Source organism: Pseudomonas sp. Irchel s3b2 (genome assembly GCF_900187445.1).
GTDB lineage: Bacteria > Pseudomonadota > Gammaproteobacteria > Pseudomonadales > Pseudomonadaceae > Aquipseudomonas.
In genome coordinates, this window is sequence record NZ_FYEB01000006.1 from 268,383 (window position 1) to 285,237 (window position 16,855).

The window sequence follows — 16,855 nt, forward strand, 5'->3', positions numbered from 1 at the left end:
GCCGATGTCCAACCCATGCCCGGAGGTTGAGCCGATGACTTCGCTCTATACCGCTCAAATGAAGCACCGTCGTGGTCTGACCTTCTGGGGCCAATGGCTGTGCGCACTCAGTCTGGTCAATCTGCTGCTGGTAATGCTCGTGTACGAGCGAGTCGGCAGCCTGACCAGTGAATACCGTGTCCTGATGATTCTCACTGTCCTCGGTTCGGTTCCGATCTACAGCGTCATGCAGGTTTATCATAAGCGTCATGAATGGTTGTCAGGGCTGGGGCGCCTGCTGGCGGCCTGGATGATTTTGCTGGCCGTTCTGATCAGCATTGCCTTCGTCACCCAGACCAGCGTGATTTTCTCGCGCCAGGTGATCATCGTCTGGGCCGTATTGGGTTATCTGATCCAGGCGATGAGCTTTTTGCCCTTGCATTACGTGGCCCGACTGCATTCGCACAAACTCTGCAACGAGCGCCGCGCGGTGATCATCGGGACGTGTCCGACAGCACAAAAGCTGGCGAGAAAATTGACCCGACCTAACCGCGTACCGCTACTGGGCTTTATCGCAACCCCCGACCATACCGGCCCGGCACCGAGCATTCTGCCGCTGCTGGGACACATCGACGAGGTTCGCGAAATCATCACCCGTCTGCACATACGCCGCGTCTACATCGTTCTGCCAATGGCACAAGCCGCCATTATTGAAGCGCTGTACATCGATCTTCTGGACATGAACGTCGACGTGGTCTGGATCCCTGATTTCGGCAGCATGGTATTGCTCAATCAGTCGATCTCGGAGATAGAGCGCATGCCGGCCATCTACCTCAATGAAAGCCTGATCAGTTCGCACCCCGGTAGCCTGCTCTGCAAAGAGCTGTTCGAACGTAGCCTGGCCGCCGTGGCCATTATTGTGCTCAGCCCTTTGCTGTTGATCGTGGCGGCAGCCATCAAGCTTTCCTCGCCCGGCCCGGTGTTGTTCAAACAAAATCGCTACGGCTGTAACGCTGAAGTGATCAAGGTCTGGAAATTCCGCTCGATGCGTTTGCACGACGACAGCGAAGTCCGCCAGGCCACTCGCGAAGATGAGCGCATTACTCCGCTTGGGCGTTTTTTGCGGCGTAGTTCCATCGATGAGCTCCCGCAACTGTTCAACGTGCTCTTCGGCGAAATGGCCCTGGTCGGCCCGCGACCCCATGCGGTCACGCACAACATTTACTACACCGGCAAGGTTCGCGCCTATATGGCCCGTCATCGCCTCAAGCCCGGAATCACCGGGTTGGCCCAGATCACCGGGCATCGAGGTGAAACCCAGACGCTGGAAAAAATGCAGCAGCGCGTCGCCCAGGACCTCAATTACATCAACCAATGGTCGCTGTGGCTCGACATCAAGATTCTGGTCAAGACCCCTTTCACGTTGTTCTCTAAAGACACCTATTAGGGTCAATTGACCCTGGGAGTCAGGCAATGATCGACCTGGAGTTAATCGGGCACTACGCACCGAATTTACTGGACGCCAACAAGGCCTTTTCTTTCATCAATTTTGCGTCCGTCGGCAGTCTGTTCGACCGACATCCCACTTCCATCACCTATTTTTGCGACGGCATGCTGATGTCGACGTTCATGTCGCGCATCACCGGGCGCACAATCTCTCGGGTCAGCTTTGACTTCACGTCCATCGCCGACTCTGTGTTCAGTTGCGCCGAGAAACAAGGCAAGCGCCTCTATTTTGTCGGTGCCCGGCAAGCCGAACTGGACCTGTTCATCGATAAGATCAAGGCTCGCTACCCGGCGCTGATTATTGCCGGTCATCACAATGGCTATTTCGATGCAGCACAGGCTGCGTGCATTCAAGCAGACATCTGCCGCAGCGAAGCGAACATCCTGATCGTAGGCCTGGGCGCCGGGCTGCAGGAGCAGTTCGAGCAGGATGCCCTGCGTGCCGGCTTCACCGGTGTGGCATTCACCTGTGGCGGTTTCATTCGCCAAGAGGCCACGGCCACTCATCATTATTACCCTGAGCTGGTCAACCGCCTGCACCTGCGCGCGTTCTATCGGATGTACCGCGAACCGCACACCATCAAACGCTACCTGATCGATTACCCGACTAATTTTGTTCAACTTTTGCTGATGATCATCCGGCGAAAAGTGACCATCAATGTCACTTATCCTGAGCGCCTCGATCAATGCACATTGATCACTGAGCAATAGCCATGCATATCCTGTTCATCCTCAAGGATTTCAAGCCCGATGGTGGCCTTGAGCGTGTCCAGCAACGTCTGGCCGGACAGTTTCTCAAGGATGGTCAACGGGTCACCTATTTCGTCATGAACGGCGACACGCCGGACGATGAAGGGGCTGCCACGCTCAATGGCGGCGGCAATGGAATGGTCGGTCTGTTCAGGTCCATCGTATTGCTGCGCCGGATTATTCGGCGTGAGCGGGTGACGCACCTGATCGCCGCCAAGGAACAAGCCAACCTCTGCACCTGGTTTGCTACCTTGGGTAATCCCTGCAAGGTCATCTATACCCGTCACGCGGCACTCGATTGCAGCGAACAGTGCATCCGCCCCGCTACCCTGCGCCTGCTTTATGCGTTGTACCTCTGTGGCAACGGCCGGGTAGTGACGGTATCCAAAAGCCTGCGCCAGTCCCTTTCGGAACTGGTGCCCTGGGGTCGCGAGCGCATCCGTTATTGCCCCAATGCGGTGGTCACCGAACAACTGCTCAGTGCCGCACAGACGCCCATGCTCACCGGTTTGCCGGCCGAGTTCTGGTTAGCGGTGGGTCGGCTGGTAGAACCGAAAGGTTTCCACGTGTTGCTCGACGCCTATGCCATGGCGTTGCGCAGCGCTGCGCTGCCAGAGCTGGTGATCACCGGTGATGGCCCGCAACTCGCCGCGCTGAACGCACAGGCCAGCCGTCTGGGCATTGAGGACCGTGTGCATTTCACCGGCTTTCTGGACAATCCCTACCCATTGATCAGACATGCACGGCTGCTGATCCTGAGTTCGTTTCATGAGGGTTTGCCGACGGTGCTGGTCGAGGCTTTAGCGCTTGGCACCCCCGTATTGGCCTGCGATTGCGAATCCGGCCCCAGGGAACTGCTTGATAACGGCCGCCTCGGCGCTCTGGTCAAGGTCAACGATGTAGCGGCACTGGCCGAAGGGATGTTACGCAGCGTGACCGCGCAAGACCTTGCTGCGCCAAGCGGCCAGATTGCCACGGACGCCGTGCGTCAATACACCAGTCAATCCGCCGCGCAGGCGTACTACCAGGTATGGAATCAATGAAAAGGCTGCTGATTATTCTGCAGGACCTGGGCGGGGGTGGCGCCGAAAAAATGATGGTGCGCCTCGCCAGTGCGCTGACTGACGCCGGCAATGACGTGACCTTGTTGATGCTTAGCGGCGCAGGTGTGAACTCGGCGCACATCGACCCTCGGGTCAAACAGGTGGAATTGCACAGTGCGCGCAGCTCCAGGGCAGTGCCGGCGCTGGCACGCTTTCTTCGCCACAATCACTTTGACGCACAACTGGCCGCCCTCACCCATGTCAACGTGGTGGCCATCGCCGCGGCCGCGCTGTCAGGCACTCTGACGCGCCTGCATGTCAGTGAGCGCAATGCGTTTTCCCATGACAGACACGTCAACCCCAAGTTGACGGTGCGCACCGCGTATCTGTTGGCACCGCTGCTGTACCGGCTCATTCCCAATCCGGTGATCTGCGTCTCGCGCGGCGTCGCCCAGGATCTGGTCGATACCACCATCACCCGTGCGCAGGATGTCACCATCGCCGACAACCCGGTGCTCGACAACGATTTTCGCGACAAGGCGCCGGCACGCCCGAGCCATCGCTGGCTGCTGGAAAAGTCCACCCCGGTGATTGTCGCCGTGGGTCGCCTGGCCCAGCAGAAAGGCTTTGATGTATTGCTCGATGCCTTCGCCCGACTACCCGATACCAATACCCGGTTGATCATTTTCGGCGAAGGCCCACTCAGAACCAGGTTGCTCCAGCTGGCCGGCACCTTCGGAGTCGCCGACCGATTCGATCTGCCGGGCTATACCCGCGATCCAATGGCGCAAGTGGCAGCGGCCGATTGTTTTGTGCTGTCGTCGCGCTTCGAGGGCAGTCCCAACGCGCTGGTCGAAGCCTTGTCCACGGGCACCCCGGTGGTATCGACTCATTGCCCCTATGGCCCGCAGGAAATTCTCGACAATGGCGCAATCGCCCCGCTGGTGCCTGTCGACGACCCCGGCGCACTGGCCCGAGCGATCACCAGTCAACTGGCTTTACCGCGCAATGCAAACCGCCAGGCGCGCATCGATGCCGCGGGCCGTTTCATCAGTGCCCGCGCAGCAAAAACCTATCTCGATGCCTTGGCAGGACGGTCGTCATGAATAAACTGGAAGTCAGGTACACCACGTTGCGTGACGCCTTCACATTATTCGGCTTGCTGTTCTATATCCAGGTCATCGGATTTTTTTTCGGGTTGGCTGATGCGTCAAATCTGGGCGCAGCCGAAAAAGACCTCGAAGGCAACATGGTCAACCAGATCTGCGGCCTGATCACCCTGCTGGTTCCACTGTTCTTCTTTATCCGCAACAAGGTTTTCCTCAGCAAGAGCTTTTACCGGAACAATGCCTTCCTGCTGCTGTTCATGCTCGGCGTAGCCGTTTCGATCAGTTGGTCCCACGACCCGATGTTGAGTTTCAAACGTTTTGTGGCGATGCTCGGCGTGCTGTTCTTTGCCGGCTTCATCGCCTACAACTACAGCCTCGAGAAAATCGCCTTCATGCTCGGCTGCATCATCGGTGCCGCAGCGTTGTTCGGGTTGATACTGGGACTTCTCAGGCCTGACATCGCCTTCATTGACGGCGGTATTCGTGATGGTGCTTTTGTGGGGATTTTTCCGGATAAAAATGCCGGCGCCCGGATCAACGCGATCGCGATTCTGTTACTGCTGCCGATGATCCGTCAGCGCAATCCCTGGGCCATCCTCTACTCGATACTCTCGCTGATCGCGATTGCGCTGGCCCAATCTGCCACGGCCTTGGCGCTGATTGTTGCCGGCACAGTCAGTTATTGGTACTTCCTCACTCTGATCCGCATGCACATCAATCGCTCACTGACAGCATTCCTTGGTACGACATTTATCTATTTGCTGATCTGCCTTTTTCTCTATGGCAATTACACGCTGCTGCTGGGGCTGATCGGGCGTGACGACTCACTCACCGATCGCACGCTGATCTGGGGCCTGCTCGCTCCGCTGATCGATGCCGAATTTCTCAAGGGTTACGGCTTCGGCGCCTTCTGGTCCAGCCCGGGCGCCGAGACATTCATCAACCGCTGGGGTTACATCGGCAATGCCCATAGCGGCTACATGGAAACCTTGCTTAACGGCGGTGTCATTCAGCTGACAGCGCTTATCCTCATGCTGATCGAAGCGCTGATCAAACACTACCGGGCCGTGGTGGCGGATCAGTCGGCACGGTTTCACGCCAGCGCAATGGTCATCATCGGATCGTTCATGCTCACCAACTATGTGGCGTACGTCGTTCCCAACTACCGCTCCGCAGAGTTTCTGGTGTTCTGCATTCTGGCCCTCTCATTCCGGCATCACCAGGTGACATACCCCCAGTTGTCACCGGCAACCCTGCGTCAACGTCCGCCTGGCAAGGCATTACCACGCGACTCGGCCAAGGCGTAACAAGAGGAGAAATAATCGTGCCAGACCAAGCCCCCCCTTCACCCCATTCAGTGTGCGTCATAATCGCGATGTACAACGGCGCCGACAGCATTGAGCAAACACTGGCGTCCGTGGCCGGGCAAACGCGACTGCCCGATCACGTCATCGTCATCGACGATGGTTCCACCGACGATGGCCCCCAACGGGTCAAGAACTTCGTGGCGCCGTTTCGCCTGACGCTGTTGCACCAAGCCAACGAAGGCCAGGCCAGCGCCCGCAACCACGGACTGCAGCACTCTGAAGAGACTTTTGTGGCGTTTCTCGATGCCGATGACAGATTCTATCCGCGAAAGCTGGAGCAACAAGTGGCACTGTTTGACGAACTGAGTCGTCAGGGTCGGCCGGTGGGACTGGTAGATTGCTACGTGCATAACGATTACAGCGACGGCAGGCGAATACTGGAAAACCGGCAAAAAAACGGTAGGCATTTCGACGATCTCATCCGCGCCAACGTCGTCAATGGCGTGTCCTCCGTGATGGTCAGACGCGACGTGATCATGCAACTCGGCGGCTTCAATGCCAGCCTGCGTTACTCCGAAGACCGCTTCATGTGGACCCGGATCGCCGAACACTGGGAGATCCACACGGTGCCAGAGGCGCTGCAGCAGCGCATGGTCAACAGCGCCAACATGACCGCGCAACCGATAAGGTACTACCCGTACAAGATCAGGTTCATCGAAGCGTACCTCGCCCAGTTTGGCGCGCAGCTCAGCAAGCAGCAACGGATCGATTTCGTGCTGGGCAGCCACAGCGACTTTCTCGAACTGTTTTCCCGCAGAGGCGAGCATGCCCAGGTGATCGGGGTGTACCGGCGAATGCTGGAGTATTCCTGGCAAACGCTGATCTTCAGGAACGGCAAACCGACATTGCGCTTCCTCTACGCGTGCGTCCGATCATTGCGCAAGGCAGCTGCGTCAACCACCGCTCATTGAGCCGGTATCCGCCATGGCCAATCACCGCCTGGTTAAATTGATCTGGATTTTCACCGAGAAATTCGGACTGATCCTCCTGTCGATGATTACCTTTGTCGTATATGCCAGGTTGATGTCGCCGGCAGAGCTGGGTGTGGGCACGGTGATCATTGTGATCGTCGAGATGTTCGCCATCCTCTACTCGTCAATGCTCGAAGATCCGCTGGTACGGTTGGAGCGTCTGGAAGAAAAACATATTTGCACGGCCTTCTGGTTCGCGGTGCTGATCAGCCTGGCCTCCATCGTCGTCATATCGTTCGCGGCCATGCTGTATACGAAATCCTTGGTGCTGCAATGGATGACGGCGGTCGCCTCGGTGAAAATTCTCTTCACCATGATGGCGCGGGTCTATGTCGTGGAAATGCGCCGCGCCGGCAACTTCAAAATGCTGGCCTCGCGCACGCTATTGGGCAAAGTGGCCGGCGGCGTGGGGGGAATCGCCATTGCGTTCTGGGGATTTGGCGCCTGGGCCGTGATCGCTCAAGCGCTGATCATGGAGTTCGTTTCCATCGTCGTATTGATGCTCGGAAACCGCCGGCGGATTGCCTTCTACATTGACGGGCCCTTCCTGCGCGAATTATTAACGGCCGGAGCACCGGTTGCCATCAACGTGATGAGTTGGCAAACCCTGCAGCGTGGCGTCAATGTGGTACTCGGCATCACCGCCGGCACCCATGCCGTCGGCATGTTCAATATGGCCATGCGCATCATCGATCTGCCTCGCTCGGCGATCTATAACGGCCTCTTGAGTTATGCGCTGCCGGTGTTCGCCCGGCGCGGAAGCGATACTGCGCGGTTGATCGAGGTGATCAGCGACTCGACGGCCATCAGCGGGTTCCTGCTCACGCCACTTTTCGTCGGTATCGCGTTAACAGCCGAGGACATTATCCTGTTGATATTCGGCGCCAAATGGGCAGACGCCATTCCCTTGCTGCAAGTACTTGCCTGCACGGCGGCCATCGGCAACACCGCCATGTATGCCATGACAGCCCTGGTGGCGGTCAATCGAACCCACCTGACCGTCAAGGCTGAAGTGGCAACCACCCTGCTGGCGCTGGCGCTGGTTTACAGCCTGGGTCACCTCTACGCAGGCATGGCTGCAGCCCTGGCCTTGCTGGCGCGGATAGTGATCATCACGCCCCTGCAGGTCCGCGGGCTGAACACGGCAATAGGTTATGGCTGGCGAGCATTCGTCGAATCCAATTATCGCAGCATGATCGCCTCGCTCATCATGGCCGCCGCCGTGGTGCTTGTTTCTCCGTACCTGGATTTTCGGGGCTATTGGCATCTGGCCGCCAACATCGGAGTCGGCACGCTCACTTATGCGCTGGCTTATAGCGCGTTGCATCCACGATGGCCGCAAGAATTCAAATCGGTGTTCACTGCTCGTTGAATGCTCTGATCGAGGCGTCGAGGCTTGGTGTCGGTGTACATGTCCGTTTCTGCGGTTGTGCTGGCTCGCGGTTGTTGCCCTTTGTAGGAGCGAGGCTTGCCCGCGAAGGCGGCCTGATAGCTGATTGAGGTCTTTGATCGTGTACATATCCGTTTCTGCGGTAACGGCCGCTGGCGGTTATTGCCCTTGTAGGAGCGAGGCTTGCCCGCGAAGGCGGCCTGATAGCTGATTGAGGTCTTTGATCGTGTACATATCCGTTTCTGCGGTAACGGCCGCTGGCGGTTATTGCCCTTGTAGGAGCGAGGTTTGCCCGCGAAGGCGGCCTGATAGCTGATTGAGGTCTTTGATCGTGTACATATCCGTTTCTGCGGTAACGGCCGCTGGCGGTTATTGCCCTTGTAGGAGCGAGGCTTGCCCGCGAAGGCGGCCTGATAGCCGATTGAGGTCTTTGATCGTGTACATATCCGTTTCTGCGGTAACGGCCGCTGGCGGTTATTGCCCTTGTAGGAGCGAGGCTTGCCCGCGAAGGCGGCCTGATAGCCGATTGAGGTCTTTGATCGTGTACATATCCGTTTCTGCGGTCACGGCCGCTGGCGGTTTCGCTTTTACAGCGAGTCACTTGGAAAAGCCCCAAGTAACCAAGGGCTCTTGCCCCGCCATTCGGTGCCTCGCCTAGGCTCGGCATCCCCTCACTCCGGCATTGCTCCGGGGGCCCGCCGCCATCGGCCATCCATGGCCGGCGGCGGCTACCGCGGCATCCTTGCCGCGGTGCCCCTTGCGCAATACCTGCGTTCGGCCTCTGGGAAAGGGGCAAGCAGATCAGGATCAAAAGCCAAAGCAACGGCAACGGCAACGGCAACGGCAACGGCAACGGCAACGGCAAGATCTACAGCTTCGCGAGCAAGCCCGCTCCCACAATTGGACCGGGTACATCCGGGAAAAATTGGTCGGCTGACAGGCCGCCACCGCAGCGATACGGCGACCCGACAAGCCACACACAAAAAATCAGCGCACATCCAATATCAGCGCACATCCACTGTGCTTTTCACCACTCAACAGGCCGAGCGTTAGCTCGCCTGCAGCTCTTGATCTTGAGGCACCGCCCCCTCGAGAGGCCGAGTGGAGGTTCTGCGCAGTGGGCAACCCGGCATGAATGCCGGGTTAGCCGCGCACGGCCATGGATGGCCGATCGCGGCGGGCCCACGGAGCAGGACCGGAGCGAGGGCATGCCGAGCCTAAGCGAGGCACCGAACGACAGGGGCAGAAGCGCTTTGGTTACTTTCCGCCGGGCCGCGCAGGCTTTTCGAAAGTGACTCGCTGTAAAAGCGAAACCGCCAGCCGCCGTTACCGCAAAAACGGATATGTACACCCTCTCCCGCATCCCGCATGACCCGCACGGACCGCACTCCCCATCTTGTCCAGTCTTCTTGTGACCGGAGCGCCCTATCATGGGAAAAACCACAATGATTACCGGTGGGACCGGATACATCGGCTCCCATACCACCTTGGCCCTGATCAATGCCGGCCAGCAGGTACTGGTGCTCGATAATCTATGTAACAGCTGCCGCGAACCGCTCAAACGGCTGGAGCGTTTGACCCATACACGGGTCGACTTCATTGAAGGCGATATTCGCAATACAAAGCTGCTCGACGATATTTTCAGCCGCTACGACATCGATGCCGTGGTGCATTTTGCCGGCCTCAAATCTGTCGAGGAAAGCGGTCGAAAGCCGCTGGACTATTACGCCAACAATGTTGTCGGCACGCTCAATCTCTGCCATGCGATGGCCCGACATGAAGTCTTCAAACTGGTGTTTAGTTCATCGGCCACTGTGTATGGCACCCCCCGGCAGATACCGATCATTGAAGACCTGGGCACCGGTAAACCGATAAGTCCATACGGTCGCACCAAGCTCATGACCGAAGAATTGCTCACCGATCTGTGCCTGTCGGATCCGCGCTGGAACATCGCCCTGTTGCGTTACTTCAACCCGATCGGTGCACACGAGAGCGGACTGATCGGGGAAAATCCCAATGGCCGGCCCAACAACCTGCTGCCTTGCCTGACCCAGGTCGCGATGGGACGAGTGCCCGAACTTACGGTGTTCGGTAGCGACTATCCCACCGTCGACGGAACGTGCGTGCGCGATTACGTGCATGTGGTCGACCTTGCCGAAGGCCATCTCAAAGCACTGCAAATATTGCAGAGCAGAAACGGCATCCATGCCTGGAACCTGGGTACCGGTATTGGCTACAGCGTTCTGCAAATCATCCGCGCCTTCGAGGACGTCACCGGCATCAAAATTCCCTTCCAATTCGCGCCGCGCCGCGCCGGCGATATCGCTGAATGCTGGGCCAACCCTACCAAGGCCGGGCGTGATCTGGGCTGGTATGCACAGCGCGATCTGGTGCAGATGATCATCGATACTTGGCGCTGGCAGCTGTGTAATCCGCATGGATACCACTCTCGGTCCGATTTACCGGCATCGATTGCGTTAAAGCAACGGGTATGAGCAAAAGGCCCATGTCCAGATATGCCCTGCTGATCGTCCTGGCAGCGGTTGCATGCACCGCGTCTGGCGCGTCCCCCACGCCGCTCGCCAACGGTCTGGTGCTATGGCTTGACGCTGCCGACGCCTCGAAAATGACCCTCGATGGCCACAGCCGTCTCTTGCGTTGGCACGACAAGTCCGGCAAGTCCAACGACGCTTCCGTAGACGATGCAGCAAACACCGCGTTGCCGCTGCGTGTGGAAAACGCCATGAATGGCCATGCAGTGGTGCGTTTCAGTGGTGCTTCGGCATTCCTCGGCAAGGCGATTCGGGCTGAAAAAGGCCCCGTTACCGTATTGGTCGTGTCACGCAGACTGAGCGAACAAAGCAGCGCAGAGACCTGGCAGCGGCTGTTCAGCTCACGCCCGCAAATCGCCGACAACGACAACGTGGCACCGAATTTCGCGATCAGTGTGCAACAGACCACGGCCTACGATCCGACCCTGTTTTTTCTGGAACTCAACGACGTGCCCATCGGCCCCTATGCGGTGGGGCGTAACGTGGTGGGCAGCACCGAAGACCTGCGCGGCGACATCGCCGAAGTACTGGTGTACGACCGCCGCCTGGCCTCGCTCGAAGAACGGCAGCGCGTATTTCAGTACCTGGCGAACAAGTGGTCTGTCGCCATGCCCAAGGCTGCCAATTCCTGGACCCGTGTCGGCCCCCTGGGCACAACACCGAAACAGATCAACGCCCAACTGCCGCTGTCCGATCAAGGCAATGTCGGCCAATGGCGGCTGGACCCACGATTTTGCGACGACTTCGACGGCGCGACCCTTGATGCCAGTCGCTGGCACGTCAACAATGCCACGGGCACTGAATCGCTCGGGCGTAAGCCGGCGCTGTTCAAGCCGGACAATGCCTACTTGAGCGATGGCCATCTGAACATCGTTTTCCGCAAGGAAACCTTGCCGCAAAAATACGTACGACTCGGCTATGAAGGCTATAGCTCTGCAATGGTCCGTACGATCGAGCGCAGTTTTTACGGCTACTACGAAGCTCGGGCCAAACCGATGGACTCGGCAGGTTCCAGCGCCTTCTGGCTCGCATGGACGGGGCTGGCCGACAATGCCACGGAGATCGACATATTCGAAATCGGTGGCAAAACCAAAAACGCCTTCTTCGACCGTATGTACAACATGAACGCCCACGTTTGGGCCACGCCGCACAGCACCGAGCATTTGAGCGATGGCAGCAACTGGATCAGCCCTTGGCGGCTGGCCAGCGACTTCCATGTCTACGGTTTCGACTGGCAGCCCGACACGTTGCGCTGGTACGTAGACGGCGTCCTGGTACGCGAGGCAAAGAACACCCACTGGTTTTTCCCGATGGAGATCGTCTTTGACAGCGAGGCCATGTGGAAATGGTTCGGCGTTGTCGACGACGCCGACCTGCCCTCCACCTTCAGCGTGGACTACCTCAAGGTGTGGCGTCGCGGTAAATAGCTGCCCAGCCGCTTTTCACAGGAACCAGCGGTGCGGCACGCGGAATCTGTAGGAGCGGGCTTGCCCGCGAAGACGGCAATACAGTCAGCATTGATGTCGCCTGATATACCGCTTTCGCGGGCAAGCCCGCTCCTACAGAGTTTCGCTACCACCAGCCCCCCATAAAGAGGTCGCAGCAATGAACAGTACGATGACTTCCGATCAAGCAATAGCCTGTCTGAATCTGGCGCTTGAACGTAACAAACAACTGTTCAGCGAAGCCTATCATTTGAGCCATGCCGCCCTTGATCTTCTCGATCAGCCCGACATCGATGTCGATATGTTCACGCAATATCAGAAAAAAAGACGGCAGGCCGATCGCAAGTATCTGGAAGCCATCGAGCACTTGCGCTTAATCATGGCTGAGTACCCTTTCGCGTTTTGCCCAGCAGAGAACCCAACACATCAGCCGCAGGTGTCGGCTGAGGCAATGACGACAAATTTGCCCTCAGCGAGTCGCCGATTCACCGAGGATGAACACCATCATCACCAATAGCCACAGCAGATACAGGCAACCGGCCGCACCCGACCCTGATGACGATAGAGGCCCAGGTAAAATATCAACAGCAGCAAAAACTGCCCGGCAGCGGCAAGCATGATCAGGCTGCTGTTGCGCGGCCAGAACAGCGCGGCGATGGAGAGCTAACAGGCCGAGCGTTAGCTCGCCTGCAGCTGTTGATCTTGATGCACCGCCCTCTCGAGAGGCCGAGTGGAGGTTCTGCGTAGTGGGCAACCCGGCATGGATGCCGGGTTAGCCGCGCACGGAGCAGGACCGGAGCGAGGGCATGGCGAGCCTGGGCGAGCCACCGAACGAAATGGGCAAAAGCCCTTGGTTACTTGGGGCTTTTCCAAGTGACTCGCTGTAAAAGCGAAACCGCCAGCAGCCATTACCGCAGAAACGGATATGTACACCACCATCAAACTCGATCTTCGGTGGATGAGTGAATCTGGAGCAGCAGCGTCGCCTGCGGTTTAAGGTCCCTGCGCAGATCAGCCGACCTTGTCGTTGTCCTGTTCTGGCGTTTCAATGCCGGGCTCTACTTCGCTGGTTTGTGGCCGGGTTCTGGTAGTCGATGGCGTCTGCTCATCAGGGGCTTCACGTGGATAGCCAGGCATCCCTCGGGCGTCACTCGGCCCTTGGCGATGGTCTTCAGCGTTCCTTTCCTTATCCCAGTCGGTGGTGGCATTCGGGTCTTCGTTCCGGCCAGCGGTACCGAGCACGCAGCCGTCGTCATTGGGGTTGCTCAAATCTTCGGTTGGCTCATCCTTGGCGACAGGTGGATGGGGTTTCATATCCGTCTCCAATACAAGGGTAATGGGCCTTCTTTGGAGGCCCTGGTGATGCCGGAGTGCAGGGCAATTGACGAATGGTCTCGCGCAAGAACATCGGGCCCATCGTCAATCGCGCTCTTGCAAGTGCTTCAGACTCGTGCGGGTGACACGATGATTTTCACGTTCTGCTCCTTGTTATTGACCAACTCCTCAAAGCCCTGCCCGACGATCTGTTCCAGCTGAATGCGCCCGGTTACCAGCGGCGTGATATCCAGCCGGCCGTCGGCTATAAAGGCGATCACATCGGCGAACTCACCGTTGTAGGCGAGTGCACCCAGTACCTGTTTTTCGGTGGCGACCAGTTCGAAGAAGTTGAACTCACTGGGTTCCTCGAAAATGCCCACCAGCACACAGGTGCCGGCCTTGCGGATCAGGTCGATCGCGAACTTGGCCGTGTGTTTGTTGCCGATGCATTCGAAGCTGACATCCGCCCCAAGTCCGCCGGTCAGCCGCTGCACCTCGGCCAGAGCGTCACATTCATTGGGGTCGAGCACATGGCTCGCCCCTACCTCCAGAGCCTTGGCCTTGCGCGCTCCTGACATTTCCAAGGCGATGACCTGCGCCGCACCAGCAGCCTTGGCACACATGATGGTGCACAGACCGATGGTTCCCGCGCCAACCACCACCACATTTTTCCCCAGCAAACTCCCGGCCTTTTTCACCGCGTGCATGCCCACTGCCAGCGGTTCGATCAGCGCCCCGGCTTCAGCGGGAAAGTTGGCCGGCAACTTGTAAAGCAGATTGGCCGGCACGTTGACCAACTCGGCGAACGCACCATTGTTCATCAGCCCGGTGAAGGCCAGGTTTTCGCAAATGTTGTACAACCCATGGGTGCAGTAATAACAAGTACCACAGTGCTGACAGGCATCCGCTGCCACCGGCTCGCCAACACTGAACCCCTGAACACCGGCGCCGATTTCGACGATTTCGCCACAGAACTCATGACCAAGAATGCACTGCCCTTTGATTCCGGTCAGCGGGTGCGGCGCATCCACCGGGATGAACACTGGCCCGGCCACGTATTCATGCAGGTCGGAGCCGCAAATACCGCACCATTGCACGCGAATCTGGACCCAGCCCGCGGGTGGCGACACGGGCAACGGAACGTCTTCGACACGGATATCGTGACGGCCATGCCAGACAGCGGCCCGCATGCTGCGGGCCGGGTTAATTAGAAGGCTCATGCTGGAATCTCCTTGAAGTCGTTGGCCTTGGTGACCCGCAAATGGTCGCCAAGGGAGCATTAGTGTTGTTGCACAAAGTCCAGAATCAGCCGATTGACCTGCTCGGCCGCTTCCATCTGCACCATGTGCGCCTGGCCCGGCAGGATTTCGACCTGAGCAGGCAGGCCAGCGCTGTGGGCCGCAGGAATGATCGCGTCGTCACTGCCCCAGATCAGCAACACCGGCTGCCGGCCTTCTTGCACCACGCCGCGCAGATCGAACTGTTGCCGTCCTTCTTTGAACAACCCCGAAACCAGCTGGCGCAGGGTCGCGTCCACCCCTTCAAGGCGCTTGTACTTGAGCATGTCTTCGAGCATCTGCCGATTGACCAGTTCGGGGTCAGAGAACAGCTGCACCAGCTGTGGTTTGAGGGCATTGCGGCTCGCCGCCTCGACAAAACCCTGCAGGTAATCGCCGTTGATTTCCGCGCCCAGACCGGCGCTGCCGATCAAGCTCAGGGAGCGCACCCGATGAGGTGCCAGACGCGCGGTGTTCAGCGACACCGCCCCGCCCATGGAATGCCCTGCCAGATGCGCCACGGGAACCTCCAGATGATCGAGCAGCGCCAATAGCACTCCGCTCAGCTCATCCAGATTTCCGTGCTGCAGCTGTTTGGTCGACTCGCCATGGCCCGGCAGATCCAGAGCAATCACTCGGCGCTCGGCGGCCAACGCTTCATGATTGAACATCCAATTGTTCAGGTCACCGCCAAACCCGTGCACCAGCACCAGCGGCACTCCGCCTTCGCCACGCTCGAAGTAACGGATCAGCCGCCCGTCCAGTTCGACCTTCTGCGGCTTCGGCCCGCTGTCTTCCTCGACTCCGTCACCTGGCACAAATGCGGCCTGGAACTGCTCGACCACCGCATCGATTTCAGCCTCACTGGCTTCGCCGTCGACCACGATGCCGAGCAACGCACCGACCGCAAGGGTTTCATCCTGGCGCGCGATCTGCCGACGCAGCACACCGGAAAACGGCGCCTCGACGCTGCTGGAAATTTTGTCGGTTTCTACATCGAGCACCTCATCGCCCTTGGCGATCGCCTGGCCCTCCTCCTTGAGCCAGACATCGACCCGGCCTTCGGTCATGGACAAGCCCCATTTGGGCATGGTCAGGGTATGGATCTGGCTCATGAACGCTTGCTCCACTCGATCAACTTGAGCACGGCGTTTTCAATTTTCGCCGCGTCGGGGATATAGAGGTCTTCCAGGGCGTCGGAGAATGGCACCGGCGTGTGCGGCGCAGTCACCATCTCGATGGGCGCCTTGAGCGAGGCGAAGGCTTTTTGCGCCACCAGGGCCGAGATGTCGGTGGCCATGGAACAGCGCGGGTTGGCTTCGTCGATCACCACCAGGCGTCCGGTCTTTTCCACGCTTTCGAGAATACTGTCCTCGTCCAACGGACTGGTGGTGCGCAGGTCGATGACCTCGCAGTCAATGCCTCGCCCTGCCAGGCTGCGGGCGGCGTCCATCGCCGTGTTGACCGTGCGTCCATAGGAGACCAGGGTCACGTCCTTACCATCGCGCAGGAAGTTGGCTTCACCGAAAGGGATGGTATAGAGCTCTTCCGGTACCTCGCCCTGCATGCTGTAGAGCAGTTTGTGTTCGCAGAAAATCACCGGGTCGTTGTCGCGGATAGCCTGGATCAACAGGCCCTTGGCGTCATAAGGTGACGACGGGCAGACGACTTTCAGCCCGGGGATGTGGGTCCACAGCGATGTGAGCATTTGCGAGTGTTGGGCGGCTGCCCGCAGGCCCGCGCCGACCATGGTACGAATCACCAACGGCGTGGAGGCCTTGCCACCGAACATGTAGCGAAACTTGGCCGCCTGATTGAGGATCTGGTCCAGACAGCAACCGGCAAAGTCCACAAACATCAATTCACACACCGGGCGTACACCGCAGGTCGCTGCGCCGACCGCGGCACCGACATAGCCCAACTCCGACAGCGGCGTGTCCAGTACGCGCCCGGGGAATTGGTGATAGAGGCCCTTGGTCACGCCCAGCACCCCGCCCCAGGCGTCGTTTTCACCGGGAGCACCGGCGCCGCCGGCGACGTCTTCGCCCATGATGAACACGCTGGGATCGCGGCGCATTTCCTGGGCCAGGGCTTCGTTGATTGCCTGCTGATAACTGATTTTTCTCGCCATGATGAAGGTCTCGATTCT

The 16,855-nt window shown here is 58.7% G+C and carries 14 protein-coding genes; 10 read left to right on the forward strand and 4 right to left on the reverse strand.

Features of this window, described 5'->3' with window-relative positions; genetic code table 11:
• Positions 1-34 precede the first annotated feature (34 nt).
• The 10 genes from CKW20_RS16380 (at position 35) to CKW20_RS16430 (ending at position 12,629) form a co-directional block, all read left to right on the forward strand.
• The gene (locus CKW20_RS16380) at positions 35-1,426 is read left to right on the forward strand and encodes an undecaprenyl-phosphate glucose phosphotransferase (RefSeq protein ID WP_095053862.1); all 1,392 of its coding nucleotides are present in this window, start codon (positions 35-37) and stop codon (positions 1,424-1,426) included.
• Positions 1,427-1,452: 26 nt separating this feature from the next.
• Positions 1,453-2,196 carry a WecB/TagA/CpsF family glycosyltransferase gene (locus CKW20_RS16385; RefSeq protein ID WP_095053863.1) on the forward strand — a complete coding sequence of 248 codons (744 nt, stop codon included), beginning with the start codon at positions 1,453-1,455 and terminating at the stop codon, positions 2,194-2,196.
• Between the two features lie 2 nt (positions 2,197-2,198).
• On the forward strand, positions 2,199-3,278 hold the full coding sequence (locus CKW20_RS16390) for a glycosyltransferase (RefSeq protein WP_095053864.1): 1,080 nt from the start codon (positions 2,199-2,201) through the stop codon (positions 3,276-3,278).
• The gene (locus CKW20_RS16395) at positions 3,275-4,384 is read left to right on the forward strand and encodes a glycosyltransferase (RefSeq protein WP_095053865.1); all 1,110 of its coding nucleotides are present in this window, start codon (positions 3,275-3,277) and stop codon (positions 4,382-4,384) included. The genes CKW20_RS16390 and CKW20_RS16395 overlap by 4 nt, the downstream gene beginning before the upstream one ends.
• Complete coding sequence (locus tag CKW20_RS16400; RefSeq protein ID WP_095053866.1) at positions 4,381-5,694, forward strand: O-antigen ligase; 1,314 nt, start codon at positions 4,381-4,383, stop codon at positions 5,692-5,694. The genes CKW20_RS16395 and CKW20_RS16400 overlap by 4 nt, the downstream gene beginning before the upstream one ends.
• Before the next feature lie 17 nt (positions 5,695-5,711).
• The gene (locus tag CKW20_RS16405) at positions 5,712-6,665 is read left to right on the forward strand and encodes a glycosyltransferase family A protein (RefSeq protein WP_095053867.1); all 954 of its coding nucleotides are present in this window, start codon (positions 5,712-5,714) and stop codon (positions 6,663-6,665) included.
• A 37-nt stretch (positions 6,666-6,702) separates the two neighbouring features.
• Positions 6,703-8,097 (forward strand): oligosaccharide flippase family protein, encoded by a 1,395-nt coding sequence (locus CKW20_RS16410; protein WP_256585058.1) that lies wholly within the window; start codon positions 6,703-6,705, stop codon positions 8,095-8,097.
• A 1,448-nt stretch (positions 8,098-9,545) separates the two neighbouring features.
• Positions 9,546-10,610, forward strand: a complete 1,065-nt coding sequence (gene galE, locus CKW20_RS16420; RefSeq protein ID WP_095053870.1) for a UDP-glucose 4-epimerase GalE — start codon at positions 9,546-9,548, stop codon at positions 10,608-10,610.
• A gap of 11 nt (positions 10,611-10,621) precedes the next feature.
• The gene (locus CKW20_RS16425) at positions 10,622-12,094 is read left to right on the forward strand and encodes a family 16 glycosylhydrolase (RefSeq protein ID WP_095053871.1); all 1,473 of its coding nucleotides are present in this window, start codon (positions 10,622-10,624) and stop codon (positions 12,092-12,094) included.
• A gap of 178 nt (positions 12,095-12,272) precedes the next feature.
• The gene (locus CKW20_RS16430) at positions 12,273-12,629 is read left to right on the forward strand and encodes a hypothetical protein (protein WP_256585059.1); all 357 of its coding nucleotides are present in this window, start codon (positions 12,273-12,275) and stop codon (positions 12,627-12,629) included.
• A 494-nt stretch (positions 12,630-13,123) separates the two neighbouring features.
• Here CKW20_RS16430 and CKW20_RS16435 read toward each other — a convergent pair whose 3' ends face one another.
• From CKW20_RS16435 to CKW20_RS16450, 4 genes are all read right to left on the reverse strand, one after another.
• Positions 13,124-13,426: a hypothetical protein gene (locus tag CKW20_RS16435; protein ID WP_095053872.1), complete on the reverse strand. Its 303-nt coding sequence runs from the start codon at positions 13,424-13,426 to the stop codon at positions 13,124-13,126.
• A gap of 128 nt (positions 13,427-13,554) precedes the next feature.
• Positions 13,555-14,619 carry a 2,3-butanediol dehydrogenase gene (locus tag CKW20_RS16440; RefSeq protein ID WP_256585062.1) on the reverse strand — a complete coding sequence of 355 codons (1,065 nt, stop codon included), beginning with the start codon at positions 14,617-14,619 and terminating at the stop codon, positions 13,555-13,557.
• Positions 14,620-14,708: 89 nt separating this feature from the next.
• On the reverse strand, positions 14,709-15,821 hold the full coding sequence (locus CKW20_RS16445; RefSeq protein ID WP_095053874.1) for an acetoin dehydrogenase dihydrolipoyllysine-residue acetyltransferase subunit: 1,113 nt from the start codon (positions 15,819-15,821) through the stop codon (positions 14,709-14,711).
• Positions 15,818-16,837: an alpha-ketoacid dehydrogenase subunit beta gene (locus CKW20_RS16450; protein ID WP_030128853.1), complete on the reverse strand. Its 1,020-nt coding sequence runs from the start codon at positions 16,835-16,837 to the stop codon at positions 15,818-15,820. Before CKW20_RS16450 ends, CKW20_RS16445 begins: the two co-directional genes overlap by 4 nt.
• Positions 16,838-16,855 lie beyond the last annotated feature (18 nt).

What these genes read in the sequence shown, in the direction of transcription:
- CKW20_RS16380 (WP_095053862.1), top strand. Translation starts at nt 35, where the DNA reads ATGACTTCGCTCTATACCGCTCAAATGAAGCACCGTCGTGGTCTGACC.
- CKW20_RS16430 (WP_256585059.1), top strand. Translation starts at nt 12,273, where the DNA reads ATGAACAGTACGATGACTTCCGATCAAGCAATAGCCTGTCTGAATCTG.
- CKW20_RS16440 (WP_256585062.1), bottom strand. Translation starts at nt 14,619, where the DNA reads ATGCGGGCCGCTGTCTGGCATGGCCGTCACGATATCCGTGTCGAAGAC.
- CKW20_RS16395 (WP_095053865.1), top strand. Translation starts at nt 3,275, where the DNA reads ATGAAAAGGCTGCTGATTATTCTGCAGGACCTGGGCGGGGGTGGCGCC.
- CKW20_RS16450 (WP_030128853.1), bottom strand. Translation starts at nt 16,837, where the DNA reads ATGGCGAGAAAAATCAGTTATCAGCAGGCAATCAACGAAGCCCTGGCC.
- CKW20_RS16425 (WP_095053871.1), top strand. Translation starts at nt 10,622, where the DNA reads ATGTCCAGATATGCCCTGCTGATCGTCCTGGCAGCGGTTGCATGCACC.
- CKW20_RS16445 (WP_095053874.1), bottom strand. Translation starts at nt 15,821, where the DNA reads ATGAGCCAGATCCATACCCTGACCATGCCCAAATGGGGCTTGTCCATG.
- CKW20_RS16400 (WP_095053866.1), top strand. Translation starts at nt 4,381, where the DNA reads ATGAATAAACTGGAAGTCAGGTACACCACGTTGCGTGACGCCTTCACA.
- CKW20_RS16385 (WP_095053863.1), top strand. Translation starts at nt 1,453, where the DNA reads ATGATCGACCTGGAGTTAATCGGGCACTACGCACCGAATTTACTGGAC.
- CKW20_RS16390 (WP_095053864.1), top strand. Translation starts at nt 2,199, where the DNA reads ATGCATATCCTGTTCATCCTCAAGGATTTCAAGCCCGATGGTGGCCTT.
- galE (WP_095053870.1), top strand. Translation starts at nt 9,546, where the DNA reads ATGGGAAAAACCACAATGATTACCGGTGGGACCGGATACATCGGCTCC.
- CKW20_RS16435 (WP_095053872.1), bottom strand. Translation starts at nt 13,426, where the DNA reads ATGAAACCCCATCCACCTGTCGCCAAGGATGAGCCAACCGAAGATTTG.